The organism is Rhodococcus sp. G6(2025), assembly GCF_058628105.1.
On the sequence record NZ_CP179750.1, the window covers coordinates 6,729,976 to 6,744,563 of the forward strand.

Here is a 14,588-nt window from a genome sequence, read left to right on the forward strand (position 1 = left end):
CCCCTAGACGCCGAGGAAGCGGGCGAGTTGAGGCGCGGCCTCACCGGCGTGTTTGGCCTGAATGCCCTCACCGATGGCCTGCAGCTTCCACTCGCCGCCCACTCGGTACACCTTGGCCATCACCATTCCGGTGAACGGCATCCCGCCCTGCAGCGTGAACCGGGCGAGTTCGGCCGACGACGTGGTGTCCACGAGGCGGCAGAAGGCGTTCTTCACCTGCTCGAACGTGTGCCCGCGGTACGACGTCACGATGAACACGATGGTCGAGATGTGCGGCGGAATGCGAGTGAGATCCACGAGGATCACCTCGTCGTCGCCGGCGCCCTCACCGGTGAGGTTGTCGCCCTGATGCCGGATCGACCCGTCCTTCGACGTCAGCTGACCGTAGTAGGCGACGTCGACCATGTTGTTGTCCGCGAACAGGACCGCCGACGCGTCGAGGTCGACGTTGGCGGAACGGTTCCCGAACATGCCGCGCTTCTCGATCGGGTCCCAGCCGAGTCCCATCTGGATGTACGTCAGTGCGACACCACCGTCCTTGCGGAGCGTGACCTTCTGTCCCTTGGAGAGACTGACCGGTCGTGCCTTGGTGAGACTGACCTCGGCCGGAGCGGACGGGGCGGCGGGTGCGGGGGGTGCAGCGGGAGCCGGGGGCGCAACCGGTGCGGCGGGCGGCGGGTAGGCGGCCTGCGGTGCCGGTGCGGGCGCCGGCGGCTGCTGGACGGGAGCGACGGCGGGTGCGGGGGCGTCGTCGACGGACACGCCGTGATCGGTGACCAGTGCGGCGAACCCGCCGGCATAGCCCTGCCCGACGGCCCGCACCTTCCAGGCGCCCTGGCGTCGGTACAGCTCGAGCGCGATGACGATCGACTCGGAGTTCAGCCCCTCGATCTTGTACTCGTACAGCGAGTTTCCGGCGCCGTCGGCGACCCGGGCGGTCGGCGGCGCGGAGCGGCCGAAGCTACTGGTGGCGTCGTCGAGCGTGATGACCGCGCGCACCTGCGCGATGTCGGCAGGCACCGCGCCGAGCGACACCTTCAGCGAGGCCGCCTGCCCGGTGGCTCCTGGCACGAGTTGCACCCCGGGACCGGTCGGCTGGTTGAAGAAGACGAAGTCGGCGTCCGAACGGACCTTCCCCGAGTCCGTGACGAGCAGCGCGGACAGGTCGGCGGCGGCCGTCAGTTCGAGGGAGACGATGACGTCGTCGACGCTCAGCGGGCCGTTCTGACCCTTGGCTAGCGGAGTGGACACTGCGGTGGTTCCTTCACTGTGGGAGCGTCGGGTTTGTCCCGTTTGGTCTGTTTGCCTACAACCTACAAAAGAGAGCCGACGGCCGTCGTCCCCGCACCCCGCGCGACACGGTCCGCGAACCAGCGCAGGATCTCCTCACCAGCGGCGATACCGCTGCTTCCGGTGACCGACAGGGTCGGGTGCTGCCAGTCGAGGGTTTCGAGTTCGCCGTGCCGGGGGCGGATGGCGGCGTCGGCGGCACTGAGCATGGTCGCGTCGAGGGCCCCGTCCCCGGCCGCCAGCACGGGCGCTTCCGGCGCGAGCACTCCGTCGTCGACGAGCCTCGTACGGACCTCCGCGACCGCGCGGCTCTTGCACACCGCGTCGGGCATCGTGTAGATCTTGCGGCCCTGCCGGGAGGCCCCCCATCCCCGGTCGACGCACCAGTCGTTCCACTCCTCGACGAAGCCGGCCGGCATCGCGTCGAGGTCCACGACCAGGTAGGAGAACAACTCGTCGGCCACCCGGGACGAACGCACCCAGCTGTCGTCGATGCGTCGGCTCAGCTCGGCGCCGACCTCCACCAGCGAGGCTCCACCGTCGGCCATCGCGATGTCGACACCCGACCGCCAGCCCGCATCGGGCACCCCGTCGACGAGGATGTTGCCGCCGTTGGTCGTGATCGCGTACCGCCACGGCGCCCCCGGCAGGTCGATGCGCTGGAACTGGGCGACGGTGCGCGTGGTGGTAGGCACGACCACGGCGGACGCGGTGAGCTTCCGCAGCATGGCCTCGGCGGCCGACGTGACGTAGGACAGCGGCTTGCCGTCGTACACCTCGACGCAGAGGAGGTCCTCGTCGCCGGGCCGCTCGGCCACGTCACTCTCGGTGACGGCGAGTTCCATGGCCCCGCGCGAGTAGATCATGGTGCGGTCGAGGTCGGTCGCGATCAGCGCGGTCATGTCACATCCTTGATCAGGCCCATACACGAATAGGCCAGGCCGGGGACCTCTTCGACGGGGACCGCCCGCGCGGCGGCGAGTAGCCGGATGTGTGCGTGCTCCGGGGCGTCGAGATCGCGGACGAGCACCCGCCACGGCACCCGGCGCAGCAGCACCCGGGTGGTCTCGCCGACGCCCGGCTTCACGAAGTTCACACTCGAGATCCCGTACTGCTCCCGGACCGCCTCGACGGACTTCCAGCCGTCCCAGGTGGGGGTGCGGTCCGACCGCAGCAGGTCCTCGACGTCGCCGGGAACGTGCTCGCGTACGTCCCCGAAAGACGCGCCGACGGAATCGAGGAGATGATTGGACACGTCCTCGCCCGCCAGGTGCGCGTAGAACTTGGCGCCGTGGAAGTCGCCGGGTCCGATCAGTGTGTCGTTGAGGACGGTCCGCGACACCAGGCCCGACACGGTCGAGTTCAGGCACGCGGAGGCGATCAGGAAGTCGTCGCGGGTGCCGAACGTGCGGACGCAGTGCCCGGGATCGGCGAGGACGGCGAGGTCGTCGTCGAATTCGGCGCCACCGGCTTCGCGGTACTCGGCGAGTGCCTGCGACAACTCGCGGGCGATGGCACCCTTGCCCGTCCAGCCGTCGACGAACACCACGTTCTTCGAGTCGTGATGACGCGCAAGGTAGTCGAGCGCGACGGCGTCGATCCCCCGGTCGCGGACGATGGAGACGGCGTAGTGCGGCAGCGTCAACCCGTGGACGTCCCGCGCCCAGCGGCGCATGAGCACACCCACCGGGGTTCCCGCCCGCGCCAGTGACACGAGGGTGACGTCGCGGCCCCGCTCGGCCAGCACGAGGTCGGTGACCGTCCCCACGGCGCGCGCCAGCCGGATGGAGCTGTCCTGCAGCACCTTCTCGAACAGCTCGCGGTACTCCGCGTCGGGCTGGTACTCGATGGGCAGCGTCTCTGCGTAGTGGGACTCACCCGACTGGATTCGGCGCTCCCGCTCGGCGACATCGGCTTCGAGGTCGACGTGCGACAGGTCTTTGAGCAGCCAGCCCACCTCGTCGGCGGAGTACGAACCGAACGCCGGGCCGGTCAGCGGCGCCGTCACGTCGACGCTCCCGCACGTGCGGCGCGCAGCGACCGCGGGTCGGCGCCGGACACGACGGCCAGGAGCACATCCGTCCCCGACGCGGTGAGCACGTCGAGGAATCCGCCGGCCGCCGTGAGCCGGTCGGTGTCGGCCGCGGCGTCGATCACCGCGACCACGACGGCGTCCTCGTCCGGCCACTCGGCGTTGTAGACGAAACGCGGCTGCGCTTCACCGTTCTCGGGCGCTGTGAAACGGAATCCTCGGCGCAGCGGATATCCCGGCTGGTCGAGCACGTAGGCGGGTGACCGCGTGGTCGTCTGGAAACGAACCCGGACACCGGACGTGGCGAGCGCGTCCGCAATTCGCAGAGGCAGGTACATCAGCTCTTCGTGTCCGACGACGATCACCGGGCGCTGCGGATCGAGCCGGTCCCGGAGCACCGCGGCCGCCGACGCGACGGCCGCATCGAACTCTTCGGTGTCTTCCCGCAGGAACCCGTGCCGGCCACCTTCCGGAACCGCTGCGGGCCACGGTATGTCGGCGCGCTCGACGGCCCCGGTCCGCTCACCGACGGGGTTGAGCACCGGTTCCGGAAGGGCACCGACCGAGTCGATCAGGCCGTCGGGAAGCTCGGTGCGCCCCACCGCCAGACTCACGCTGTCGATCTGCACCCCCAGTTCGGCGGCGGCGGCGTCGACAGCGTCCCGGTGGCCCTGCTCGCGCATGTCGACGAGCGACGCCACGACGTAACGGCTGCGCGGGTTCTGCCGGTGCAACGCGCGGATCGCGTCGACCGCGGTGGCGCCGGTGGAAATCTCGTCGTCCACGAGGACGAGAGGGCGATCGCCCGTGAACAACTCGACGGACGTCGGCTGCAGCTGGTGGCTGGTCGCGTGCGAGTGCCCCTCCTCGAACCCGGCGGACGTCCCGATCTCGGGGACGTCCCGGCGCGTGGAGTGCAGGTAACACCGAGCGCGCAGCCGGGCCGCGACACAATGCCCCAGACCTGTTGCGGTCTCCGCGAATCCGAGCACCACGGGATCTGCATCCGGTCCGAGAACGTCGGCGACCAGATCGCCGAGACGGTCGCCCGCGCCGATCACGGCACCCGGGTCGGTGGGCACGTGCTTGCCGAGGACCGTCGAGACGAGCAGGTGGGCACGACGCGGGTTGCGCCGCAGGCCGGGCTCGACGAGTTCGGGGATGGTCAGCCCCGTGCCCGAACCCACGTGGGCGAGCGTCAACCCCAGGTGTTCCGTGGCCCAGGGCACCGCGCGCACGGCAGTGGGTGAGCTCATCGGACGGCCAGAGCGGTCAGTAGATCCACGAACGTGATTCCCTCGTTTGTCACGCCGAACACCTTCGCCCGGACGAGTGTCTTCTCGGCCCAGCTGCGGTGCGGGCGCATTTCGTTCATCTTGTTGCGGTATCCCGACGCCTGGACGCCGCCGACGCCCTCGGCGCCGAGAATGTCGAGCGCATCGTGGTACTCCTCGTGCGTCACCGCGGACAGGGCGTGCACGGCCGCGACGTGCGTGGGGTGGATGACCGTCTTGCCCTGGATGCCGTTGGCGCGGTCGAGGGCGATTTCCCGCAGCAGACCGTCCAGATCCCGGCTGACCAGCTGCTGACGGAACCGCACCTCGTTGTGCTCCTCGAACGGCGTGGCGCGCAGGGTCGGCCGGAACATCCGCTCGTGGTCGGCGAAGTACTCCCACACGGGACCGGTGATGACGTGTCCGGTGTCGTCGGCGCGGCCCAGGAAGTTGACGATGCCGGCAATCGCGTCCGCGACCACCCGCACGTCGTAGATCGTCAGGTCGCGGTCGCGGCGGATGCCGAACGTGGCACACATGTCGGTGGCGCCGATGCGCACGGCGAGGATCCGCTCGCGGTGTTCGACGAGCAGTTCACCGATCTTCGCGAGTTCGTCGTCGCGGGTCTCCCGGTGCACCAGTGCCGGCGATTCGAGCACCGGCATCGCGTACAGGTGCTTGCCGAGCCGCTCCGACGCCGCGGCCAGCTCGTCGAGGAATGCACGTCCCGTCGCACCACCGAACTTGGGGATCACGAATCCGGACAACACCTCGACGCCGGTGGTCAGCAGGTCGGCGATCCGCCGAAGGTCCTCGGCCGCCCGCACCCGCACGAACAACTGCATCCGCGCACCACCGTGGACGGCGAGCCGATCGAGCGCGTCGACGGCGTTGAGCAGCGCCGCCTCCACCTGATCGTCGGCCACCGCGTCCTCGAGGTCCAGGACCATCGAGCAGACCCCGTCACCGGACCGGCGAAGGATCGTGTCCGCGAGGTCGGACCTCGTCGCAGGCACGTACAGCGTCGCGCCCAGCGCGACGGCCAGCACCGTGCGATCCTCGTCCGGCCCGAGAGCCTGCGGAGCGTGCAGGAACAGCCGGCCGTGCGTCCCGGGATCGAGGTGGTGGAAGTGCCGAACGTGCTTTACCGCAGCCGGCATCATTTCTTCGCTAATGCTCATCGTCCCCCCATGTCATCGCTGTCCTGTGTGTCCTCTCATCTTCTGAACCACCTCGGCAATGAACGCCGACACGGCATCGAGCTGGGCGACGTACGCCCAGTAGTCGGGATGCCTCCCGGTCAGTGTCCCTGCAATTCGGTCTATCCGCTCGAGCTGAGCGTCGAGGACCGATCCCCATTCCCGCACGAGACCACGATTGACAGCCAACATCTGGGCGTCGCGGAGGCGAAATCTGATCTCGTTCTCCTTGGCCCGTGGGTTCTCGCGGACCTCCCGCAGCAACAGCAGGCGATCGGTGACACCGTCGACGTTCGCCTCGGCGTCGACCAGATGGGTCCGCGCGGCGGCGGTCAGATCCAGCGCCCCCTCCGGATTTCCGGCGGTCAGAGCCTTCTGCGCCTGCTGCAGATCGGTTTGCGCCTGCTCGATGTGCCTGCGGCTCTCGCGGTCGTTGTGGACGAGATCCGCCGAACTGGCCGCGTTGAACTCGCGCAGCAGGGCGGAGTAGGCGGGCGCCAGCCGTTCCGCCCGCGTCTGCACCGCGGCGATCCTCGTCGTCACCGACGACACGGCGTGAGCGGCGTCCAGTTCCTTGGACGGGGCCGCGGCCAGTGCCTTCTCGAGCGCCGCCGACTCCTCCCGCACGCGCGCTGCCGCTTCGCGGACCGGATTGGCGCCACGGGCGCCCTGCAGCGCCACGACCGCGGCCTCGAGCGCCGCTCCCCGGTCGCGCACCGACGGGTAGCCGGCGTACGCGCCGCCCTCGGTCTGCACCCGCTGCTGCGCCGCGGAGGCGACCTGAAGCGCCTGCTGGGCGAGTTGGGGTACGGCCGCCAGCATCGCGGTCGACTCCTCGAGATGGCCCCGATGTGTGCGATAGAACTCGTCGAGAGACTGCGTCGCCGCCACCAACTGCCGCGTCACCTGCTCGTACGCGGCGGCCGCCGCGGGTGTCTGCACGTTCTCGAATTGGTCTTCCGCCGCCAGGTACGCCGTCGCGGCCTGGTAGCACCCGTCGCGAACCGGTTCCCAGGCCCGCCGGATTCCGCGTTCCGGAGTCAGCTGGTCCGAGGCGTCCACGGCCGCGGCGGCGATGCTCTGCCGGTTGTCCATATCGAGAAACGCTGCGACCATCGTGTCGTGGGCGCGACGAGCCGAGTCGTCGCCCCGGGCTCTTCCTCGGAAGCGTCCCGCCCATCCGCTCGTCACGTCCTGAATCGTACTGGTCGGGCCGACAACCCCGAGTGGTCCGGAATTGCCTGTGCACAAACCTGTGGACAGTTCGCGGGATGGGACAAGTCGGACAAATTCATTATCGTGGTGTTGCACGACGAACCCGGAACTTCGACAGTTGTCGAGGGTCCACCCACCTCCTCTCGAAAGGACCCCTGAATGGGCGTCAGCTTGACCAAGGGCGGCAATGTTTCTCTCACGAAGGAGGCGCCGAACCTGACCGCGGTGGCTGTCGGACTCGGATGGGATGCCCGCTCGACCACCGGCACCGACTTCGACCTCGACGCCAGTGCCATCGGTGCGGGCGCCGACAAGAAGGTCGTGTCGGATCAGCACTTCGTGTTCTTCAACAACTTGCGTTCCCCCGACGGCTCGATCGAGCACATCGGTGACAACACCACCGGTGCGGGCGAGGGCGACGACGAGGTGATCAACGTCAACCTGGCGGCGGTCCCCGCGAACATCGAGAGCATCCTGTTCCCCGTCTCGATCTACGATGCGGAGACCCGTTCGCAGTCGTTCGGTCAGGTCCGCAACGCCTACATTCGCGTCGTCGACCAGGCCAACGGCAACGAGCTCGCCCGCTACGACCTGTCCGAGGACGCGTCGACCGAGACCGCTATGGTTTTCGGCGAGCTGTACCGCAACGGTGCGGAGTGGAAGTTCCGCGCCATCGGACAGGGCTACGCGTCCGGGCTGGCCGGTATCGCCCGCGACTACGGCGTCAACGTCTGACAGTCGTCACGTTCTCCAGCCGGGGGAGGGTTTCACGGCCCTGACGTGAAACCCTCCCCCGGTGCTCGTCCACCTGCAGTAGCCACCCTGCATGCCCACTAGAGAAAGGCCACGCTTCGTGGTTCTGCGAATATTCGGTCTCTCCTTCGCCGTGACGGTGATTTCCATCATCATCGCGGCGCTCTACGGAGGCCCCCAGGCCGTCCTCCTCGTGGTGATCCTGTCGATCCTCGAGATCTCACTGTCCTTCGACAACGCCGTCATCAACGCCACCGTGCTCCGCCGGATGAGCGAGTTCTGGCAGAAGATCTTCCTCACCGTCGGCATCGTCATCGCGGTGTTCGGTATGCGTCTGGTCTTCCCCCTCGTCATCGTGTGGCTCGCGTCCGGTCTCGGCCCCGTCGCCGCCCTCGACCTGGCTCTCAACCCGCCTGCCGACGGTGCCGCGTACTTCCCCGACGGCAGCGCCAGCTACGAAACGCTGCTCACCGACGCGCACCCGCAGATCGCGGCGTTCGGCGGCATGTTCCTGCTGATGCTGTTCCTCGGCTTCATCCTGGAAGAGCGGGAGATCACCTGGCTGTCCTGGCTGGAGAAGCCCCTTGCCCGCGCGGGCAAGCTCGACCAGCTGGCCGTCATCATCGCCGGCGCCCTGCTGCTGATCACCGCCGCGTACATCGCCCCCGCGGACACGGTCTCCACGGTGATGATCGCGGGCGTCCTCGGCATGGTCACCTACATCGCCGTCAACGGTCTCGGTGAGTTGTTCAACACTCCGGGGGAAGACGAAGACGGAGAACTGGTCGAAGGGTCCAAGGGCGGACCGACCGAGCTGGCCAAGGCCACCGGTAAGGCCGGGTTCTTCCTGTTCCTCTACCTCGAGGTCCTCGACGCGTCATTCTCCTTCGACGGTGTGATCGGCGCGTTCGCGATCACGTCCGACCCGATCATCATCGCCCTCGGCCTCGGCTTCGTCGGCGCGATGTTCGTCCGGTCCATCACGGTGTTCCTGGTCCGCAAGGGCACCCTGTCGGACTACGTGTACCTCGAGCACGGCGCCCACTGGGCCATCGGCGCACTGGCCGTGATCCTGCTGGTGTCCATCGGCTACCACGTCAACGAGAACGTCACCGGACTCGTCGGCGTCGCCCTGATCGGTGCCGCCTTCATCTCCAGCATCGTCCGCAACCGCAAGGCCGTCGCGACGGCGGGCCAAGCGGAAGACGACGTAGACGAGCAGGACCCGGTGTCCGTCGGCTAAGTTCTGCCTGTACTCACATCCAGCGGCAGTGCTCGTGACTCGGTCACGGGCACTGCCGCTCGACACTGGAAAGGGCACCCATGGGGCGGCTGCTCGACAAGTCGAAGAAGGTGGTGGAGGCGCAGCTCGCCGGAACCACCATCCGGGCGATACAGGGTTCGATGATCGCCTACGAGGGCAATGTCAGTTTCAAGTCGGCAGGTTTCGGTGGCGGTGACGGGGTCCTCGCCGGAATGAAGAGGCGCGCCACGGGTGAGGCCCTGTCGCTGATGGAATGCTCCGGCCACGGTGTCGTGTACCTCGCGGTGGGCGGTCAGTACGTCTCCGTCGTCGACCTGGCGAACGAGACCCTGCAGGTGGAATCGCAGCAGCTGCTCGCCTTGAGCGGCAACCTGAACACCAACGTCACGTTCACCGGACTACGCGGCGGGGTCGGCGGTCAGGGCCTGTTCACCACGACCGTCTCCGGCCAGGGTCAGGTGGCACTGCTGTCGGCGGGCGGGCCACTCATCCACCTCGAGGTGTCGCCGCAGTACCCGCTGGTGGTCGATCCCGACGCGTTCGTCTCGGCGCGCGGGCAGGTGACGCAGTCGTTCGTGACCGACGTGTCGTGGCGCAGCGCCGTCGGCCAGGGCAACGGTGAGGCCTTCTCCCTCAAGTGGGACGGTCACGGCGTCGTCTCCATTCAACCGGCAGAGCGGTGAGCCCCATGGTCTTCTCGAAAGTGAACTCGAAGGTCGTCAAGGTCGACGTCGGCGCCGCAGGCGGTGTGGTGGCGCGCACGGGTGCGATGTTGTTCTACACGGGTCAGGTGCAGTTCTCGCCGCATCAGGTGCCGGGTTCCCAGTCGATGGCGGGCATGGGTGGTTTCACCCGGATGGCCGGACGCATGATGCAGGGCGAGCACGAACGCACGATGCTCGCGCAGGGGCAGGGCGAGGTGCACTACGGTCACGCCGGACTCGAGGTGCATGTCGTCGACATGTCGCAGGGTGGCGCGCTGTGTGTCGAGGCGTCCCGGCTGCTCGCGCACAATGCGGGACTGCAGAGTTCGGTGATCTCCGTGACGAGTCAGGGCGGTGGTGGCGGCGGACGCGGCATGCTCGGCGCCCTACGCGGCGCGGCGGCAGGCGCCCTCTCCGGGACCGGAATGTTCACCACGCAGTTGTCCGGGTACGGGTCGGCGGTGCTGCTCGCACACGGCGGCTTCATCGAACTCCCTGTCGGCGGCCCGAATCCGGTGTTCGTCGACCCCGACGCTTTCGTCGGCACGTACGGGAGCGTCCAGGTGGAACTGAAATCCGCCGTCGGCTGGCGTGAGGCCATGGGTCGCGGGGTCGGGGAAGCAATGCAATTGCAGTGCACGGGTCAGGGCCTCGTCTACGTTCAGGCTTCGGAGGAGAAACTGTGACCGCCATCCACAATCCGTCGACTCTCGGCGCCAGCGACAACATTCCCGACAACAGCTACGCATTCTGCATCGACCTCACCGCGCCCTGGTTCATCCGCAAGGGTGCGATGATCGCCTATTACGGTCAGATGCAGTTCCAGGCCCTGACCCACGGATTGCACGGCGCCGCACTGCACATGGTCGCCAACCAGTTCTCCGCACCGCTGTACATGGGCGACTATGCGGTGGCCGAAGGATTCGGGAAACTGATCATCGGCGACCGCGGTTACGACATCAACTCGTACGACCTCGACGACGGCAACCTCACCATCCGGGCGTCGAATCTCCTTGCGTTCGAACCGGGTCTGGCCCTGAACCAGTCCATCGTGCCGGGATTCCTGACGCTCATCGGGACCGGCAAGTTCCTGGCGTCGTCCAACGGCCCGGTGATGTTCGCCGAGCCGCCGCTGCGGATCGATCCGGAGGCGCTCGTCGGGTGGGCCGACTGCCCGTCCCCGAGTCACCATTACGACCAGGGGTGGATCAGCAACTTCCTCGCGGCGGGCGCCCACATGATGGGAATCAACTCCGGGGAGGAACGGCAGTTCGACTTCACCGGCGCCGGAACGGTTCTGATCCAGTCGAGTGAGAAGGTCCTCAGCGACACGCATGTCGTGCGCAGTATCGAGGGGCAGATCCACGGCATCACTCCGAGCGGTCTGCAACGGCTCAACGGCGTGATCGCCGCCAAACTGGCGGAGCAGCCTCGCTGACACCCAGGCGATTGACAGGCTGAGCGAAGAGTTGCGGCAGGGACGGGGAGCACTCTGATCGGTGTCAGGAAGTTCTGACACCGCATCCGATACGTTCCAGGAGGAACCGCATGAAGTCCGTCGTGACCAAGGCCGTCGCAACCGGTGGCATCGCCCTCGCAGCCCTCGGCATCGGAGCCGGCGTTGCCAGCGCCGACCCGGTGGGCCACAACCCCGCCCCGGCCCAGCAGCAGCAGGCGCCGCAGCCTCAGCAGCAGCACGCTCCACAGCAGCAGCACGCTCCACAGCAGCAGACCCCCGCGCCGAGCCCGCACGGATTCTGGTTCTTCGGCACCTGGGTTTCCCTGCCCTGATCTGCGTTCCCCTCGCAGGGCGAAGGTGCCCTTCGGCGCTCCCACGGCGCCGAAGGGCACCTTCGTATGTCTACCCGCGACGACTAGCGGGCGGGTCGCATACTCGGATTCGGGCCGAGAGTGATCGTCCGGGTTCTCGGCAGAAGTCCTATTTCCTTCCACGCCGCGGTCAGTGTGATCGTCCCCGACTCCGGGTAGTCGCTGATCCAGTAGTGCGGCGCGGAGTGATATTCAGACGCGTCCGCGGCGTCGGTCTTCGACGTCGAATGCGGGTGGCGTGGATCGGCGACACCCTCCATGTCGTCGACCTGCACGTTCACCGCGAGATACGACCACCGCGCCGACGGGTCGTCGGGATCGTCCAGCGGACGCGTCTCGTGCCGCGCGAGATCAGCGGATCTGCCTCTCGCCGTCAGCTCGACGCGCAGCAGCATGCCCGTCGGGTGCGCGACGACCTCCGCCAGTCTCAGGCTCAGGTCGCGGCTCGTCACGAGCTCCACCGGCCCGTGCACCACAATTCCCTCCGTGGCAGGCGGCGGTGCCGCCGGCCACCGTCTCCTGCGCATGACTCAATCGTCCCACCGGCTCCGACCGGCTGCCACAGCTACGTTTCGCACACTCAGGGCAACTGGGCCATGCCGTACACCTTCGTCGCGCGGACCCGGAGTACCTGCCGGTGCTCGGACACCATCGCGCGGCGGAACTCTTCCCAGTCGTCGTGCTCTTTTCCGGACGCGAGCCGGAACACGTCGACGAGCTCGTCCGCCGCCGCGTCGTGCGGATCGGCCGCGACCGCGCTCAGTTCCGCGTCTCCCTCCACGACCGCGTAGCTCCAGAAGTCGGTCGCGCTGACGTGCAGCGAGACCCGCGGGTCGCGGGCGGCGTTCCGGGTCTTGGCCCGATCCGCCGTCACCGACACTCTCGCGGTCTGCGTGCCGGGGTCCCAGGCATAGATCACGTTGGACAATTGCGGGCGCCCGTCACGTTTGATCGTCGCGAGGACCGCACGGTTGTGTGCGGCGACGAGGTCGAGAAGTGGGCGCCGGTCGTCATTCGCATCGAGGGTCATGTCTCACCCAACCACGGACGCCGAAGCGGTGTTCCCGTGCGGAGTCGCGGCTGCCCCTGGTCGCGGTCCAGGGCCCTACCGACGAGTAGGGCACCGGGATCGGAAAAACATTGGCCGGTAACGTGTTCCAGGAAATCTCAGGATACTGACCGGTACACATTCTCGTGTGGGATCTGCGGTTCTTCTCGGGTACGCTCTCGTGATCCCGAGCCGGAAGGACCACACGTGAACGACTCATATCTCGTCATCGGCGAAACCACCGTGGCCCGACGGGTCTGTGCATCCCTCCGCGAAAGGGACTTTCACGTACGCCATCTCGTCGCCCCCGACGACGACGAGCTCCGCCTGGCGATGGCGGACGAACCTTGCGGTATGGCCGTACTGGTGCGGGACGACGTCGTCGCGCTGCGCTACGCGCTGGCCGCGGCGCACATCTCGGCGTCGATCCCGTTGGTGGTGACGATCTTCGACCGCACGGTCGCGGACCAGCTGTCACAGCTGCTCCCGCAGTGCGAGGTGACGTCACCGGCAGACCTGGCCGCACCGACGCTCGCCGGTCCGTGCCTGGAACCCGAACTCGTCGCGGCCCGGCACGCGGGCGAGCACATGTTGACGGTCCGCATGATCGACGGCCACCCCGAGGGCGCGCACGTCGACCTGCCCCGGCGGAACTGGTGGCGCACCGCGGCGACCGGCGCAACCGGACTGTTGCGGTCGCACGACATCGGCACGCGCATCCTGCTCGGTGGGCTCGCGGGACTCCTGGCGGTCCTGTTCGCCGACTGGCTGTGGCTGATGCTCGGCCAGCACGTGGCACCGCTCGACGCGTTCAACGAGGCGGTGCGGGTGGTGACCACCGTGGGCCCGGGAACCGATACCCACGGCAGCCCCGCCTACGCGGTGTTCGCCTCGGTGGCGATGCTGTTCACCGTCGTCTTCACGGCCATGTTCACCGCCGGAATCATCGAGCGCCTGCTCGGCCCCCGGCTGGTCGGCCTGGTGGGCAGCCGCGTCCTGCCCCGCTCGGGTCACGTCATCGTGGTGGGCCTCGGCCAGGTCGGGCTCCGGCTGTGCCGGGAGCTACAGGCCCTCGGTGTCGCGGTGGTGGGCGTCGAACGCGACCCCCACGCCAAGAACCTCCGGCTCGTGCGGTCGATGAACATCCCGACCGTCGTCGGGCACGGCGGCGACCGTGAACTCCTCGAGCGACTGGGCGTGGGCCGCGCCCTGGCGCTGGCCGCCGTCGGCTCCGACGACCTGGACAACATCGCGGTGTCCGTGGCCGCGCAGGCCCTGTCGCCCGGGCTGCGGCTGGTCCTGCGGGCCGGGGAGCAGGAGGCGATCGCCGAGACGCGGTCGTTGCTGCGGCTCGGCATCATCCGCGACGTCACCAGCCTGAGCGCCACGTACGTGGTGGCTAAGCTGATCGGCCTGCAACCGCAGGGGGTCGTGGCGGACGGCAGCCACCTCTACCTGGAGGTGCCGACGGCGGACACGTCCGAGCCCGTCTTCACCGAGCTGCCCATGTCGCCGCGGATGAGCTGCCGGCACCTCGTCACCGCGTAGCGACCTAGCCGGTCACTGCCAGCGCGTCGATCTCGACGAGCATGACCTCGTGCGGGAGGTCGACGAACACCGTGGTCCGGCACGGCAGCTGTCCGCTCGGCACGTTCGCCGCGATGAACTCTCCGTACACGTCGTTCATCGCGGCGAAGTCGTCCCGGGTGGTGAGGTAGACGCGGAACATCAACACGTCCTCCACGCTCGCGCCGCCGGCTTCGAGGATCGCCTTGACGTTCTCGAGGGTGCGACGGGTCTGCTCGCGCACGTCGCCCTCCGCGATGTACTTGTTGGTGACGGGGTCCATGGGACCCTGCCCCGACACCTGGAGCATGTTGCCCTTCTTGATGCCTTGGCTGAACGTGTGCGCGGGGGCGGGGGCGCCTTCGGTGCGGATGACGGTGGTGTCGGACATATCGATTCTCCTGTGTGTCGTT

Annotated in this window: 16 protein-coding genes; 7 read left to right on the top strand and 9 right to left on the bottom strand. The window is 68.1% G+C overall.

The window, feature by feature from the left end; translation table 11 throughout:
- Positions 1–3: 3 nt before the first annotated feature.
- From ACLIVD_RS31155 to ACLIVD_RS31180, 6 genes are all read right to left on the bottom strand, one after another.
- On the bottom strand, positions 4–1,251 hold the full coding sequence (locus ACLIVD_RS31155; protein WP_280780517.1) for a TerD family protein: 1,248 nt from the start codon (positions 1,249–1,251) through the stop codon (positions 4–6).
- A 62-nt stretch (positions 1,252–1,313) separates the two neighbouring features.
- Positions 1,314–2,192 carry an HAD family hydrolase gene (locus ACLIVD_RS31160; protein WP_280780518.1) on the bottom strand — a complete coding sequence of 293 codons (879 nt, stop codon included), beginning with the start codon at positions 2,190–2,192 and terminating at the stop codon, positions 1,314–1,316.
- Positions 2,189–3,298, bottom strand: a complete 1,110-nt coding sequence (locus tag ACLIVD_RS31165; RefSeq protein WP_283333772.1) for a cysteine protease StiP family protein — start codon at positions 3,296–3,298, stop codon at positions 2,189–2,191. The genes ACLIVD_RS31160 and ACLIVD_RS31165 overlap by 4 nt, the downstream gene beginning before the upstream one ends.
- A complete protein-coding gene (locus tag ACLIVD_RS31170) occupies positions 3,295–4,578 on the bottom strand; it encodes a phosphoribosyltransferase family protein (protein WP_283333771.1) in 1,284 nt (427 codons plus the stop codon). The genes ACLIVD_RS31165 and ACLIVD_RS31170 overlap by 4 nt, the downstream gene beginning before the upstream one ends.
- Positions 4,575–5,777: an HpcH/HpaI aldolase/citrate lyase family protein gene (locus ACLIVD_RS31175; protein ID WP_283333770.1), complete on the bottom strand. Its 1,203-nt coding sequence runs from the start codon at positions 5,775–5,777 to the stop codon at positions 4,575–4,577. The genes ACLIVD_RS31170 and ACLIVD_RS31175 overlap by 4 nt, the downstream gene beginning before the upstream one ends.
- Before the next feature lie 12 nt (positions 5,778–5,789).
- The gene (locus ACLIVD_RS31180) at positions 5,790–6,911 is read right to left on the bottom strand and encodes a hypothetical protein (protein WP_283333941.1); all 1,122 of its coding nucleotides are present in this window, start codon (positions 6,909–6,911) and stop codon (positions 5,790–5,792) included.
- A gap of 258 nt (positions 6,912–7,169) precedes the next feature.
- Between ACLIVD_RS31180 and ACLIVD_RS31185 the strand changes: the two genes are divergently transcribed.
- The 6 genes from ACLIVD_RS31185 to ACLIVD_RS31210 all read left to right on the top strand — a co-directional run bounded on the left by ACLIVD_RS31185 (position 7,170) and on the right by ACLIVD_RS31210 (position 11,522).
- Positions 7,170–7,745, top strand: a complete 576-nt coding sequence (locus tag ACLIVD_RS31185) for a TerD family protein (RefSeq protein WP_009475137.1) — start codon at positions 7,170–7,172, stop codon at positions 7,743–7,745.
- Positions 7,746–7,863: 118 nt separating this feature from the next.
- Positions 7,864–9,006: a DUF475 domain-containing protein gene (locus tag ACLIVD_RS31190; protein WP_280780618.1), complete on the top strand. Its 1,143-nt coding sequence runs from the start codon at positions 7,864–7,866 to the stop codon at positions 9,004–9,006.
- A gap of 80 nt (positions 9,007–9,086) precedes the next feature.
- On the top strand, positions 9,087–9,710 hold the full coding sequence (locus ACLIVD_RS31195; RefSeq protein ID WP_280780522.1) for an AIM24 family protein: 624 nt from the start codon (positions 9,087–9,089) through the stop codon (positions 9,708–9,710).
- A gap of 5 nt (positions 9,711–9,715) precedes the next feature.
- The gene (locus ACLIVD_RS31200) at positions 9,716–10,417 is read left to right on the top strand and encodes an AIM24 family protein (RefSeq protein WP_283333768.1); all 702 of its coding nucleotides are present in this window, start codon (positions 9,716–9,718) and stop codon (positions 10,415–10,417) included.
- Complete coding sequence (locus ACLIVD_RS31205) at positions 10,414–11,169, top strand: AIM24 family protein (protein ID WP_011595185.1); 756 nt, start codon at positions 10,414–10,416, stop codon at positions 11,167–11,169. The genes ACLIVD_RS31200 and ACLIVD_RS31205 overlap by 4 nt, the downstream gene beginning before the upstream one ends.
- Before the next feature lie 110 nt (positions 11,170–11,279).
- A complete protein-coding gene (locus tag ACLIVD_RS31210; RefSeq protein ID WP_283333766.1) occupies positions 11,280–11,522 on the top strand; it encodes a hypothetical protein in 243 nt (80 codons plus the stop codon).
- An 83-nt stretch (positions 11,523–11,605) separates the two neighbouring features.
- On the opposite strand, the gene ACLIVD_RS31215 is transcribed toward ACLIVD_RS31210, so the two are convergent.
- Both ACLIVD_RS31215 and ACLIVD_RS31220 read right to left on the bottom strand, forming a co-directional pair.
- The gene (locus tag ACLIVD_RS31215; protein WP_283333765.1) at positions 11,606–12,088 is read right to left on the bottom strand and encodes a hypothetical protein; all 483 of its coding nucleotides are present in this window, start codon (positions 12,086–12,088) and stop codon (positions 11,606–11,608) included.
- A 53-nt stretch (positions 12,089–12,141) separates the two neighbouring features.
- Entirely contained in the window at positions 12,142–12,591 is a 450-nt protein-coding gene (locus tag ACLIVD_RS31220) for a PPOX class F420-dependent oxidoreductase (protein ID WP_164059794.1), read from the bottom strand.
- A 225-nt stretch (positions 12,592–12,816) separates the two neighbouring features.
- Between ACLIVD_RS31220 and ACLIVD_RS31225 the strand changes: the two genes are divergently transcribed.
- A complete protein-coding gene (locus tag ACLIVD_RS31225) occupies positions 12,817–14,157 on the top strand; it encodes a potassium channel family protein (protein WP_280780526.1) in 1,341 nt (446 codons plus the stop codon).
- A gap of 4 nt (positions 14,158–14,161) precedes the next feature.
- Here the strand turns inward: ACLIVD_RS31225 and ACLIVD_RS31230 are convergent, their stop codons facing one another.
- On the bottom strand, positions 14,162–14,566 hold the full coding sequence (locus ACLIVD_RS31230) for a RidA family protein (RefSeq protein ID WP_009475147.1): 405 nt from the start codon (positions 14,564–14,566) through the stop codon (positions 14,162–14,164).
- Positions 14,567–14,588: the final 22 nt, after the last annotated feature.

Bases quoted from the DNA above. Each gene is read 5' to 3' on its own strand.
- ACLIVD_RS31160 (WP_280780518.1), bottom strand. From the start codon at position 2,192: ATGACCGCGCTGATCGCGACCGACCTCGACCGCACCATGATCTACTCG.
- ACLIVD_RS31170 (WP_283333771.1), bottom strand. From the start codon at position 4,578: ATGAGCTCACCCACTGCCGTGCGCGCGGTGCCCTGGGCCACGGAACAC.
- ACLIVD_RS31175 (WP_283333770.1), bottom strand. From the start codon at position 5,777: ATGAGCATTAGCGAAGAAATGATGCCGGCTGCGGTAAAGCACGTTCGG.
- ACLIVD_RS31180 (WP_283333941.1), bottom strand. From the start codon at position 6,911: ATGGTCGCAGCGTTTCTCGATATGGACAACCGGCAGAGCATCGCCGCC.
- ACLIVD_RS31185 (WP_009475137.1), top strand. From the start codon at position 7,170: ATGGGCGTCAGCTTGACCAAGGGCGGCAATGTTTCTCTCACGAAGGAG.
- ACLIVD_RS31195 (WP_280780522.1), top strand. From the start codon at position 9,087: ATGGGGCGGCTGCTCGACAAGTCGAAGAAGGTGGTGGAGGCGCAGCTC.
- ACLIVD_RS31200 (WP_283333768.1), top strand. From the start codon at position 9,716: ATGGTCTTCTCGAAAGTGAACTCGAAGGTCGTCAAGGTCGACGTCGGC.
- ACLIVD_RS31210 (WP_283333766.1), top strand. From the start codon at position 11,280: ATGAAGTCCGTCGTGACCAAGGCCGTCGCAACCGGTGGCATCGCCCTC.
- ACLIVD_RS31215 (WP_283333765.1), bottom strand. From the start codon at position 12,088: ATGCGCAGGAGACGGTGGCCGGCGGCACCGCCGCCTGCCACGGAGGGA.
- ACLIVD_RS31220 (WP_164059794.1), bottom strand. From the start codon at position 12,591: ATGACCCTCGATGCGAATGACGACCGGCGCCCACTTCTCGACCTCGTC.
- ACLIVD_RS31230 (WP_009475147.1), bottom strand. From the start codon at position 14,566: ATGTCCGACACCACCGTCATCCGCACCGAAGGCGCCCCCGCCCCCGCG.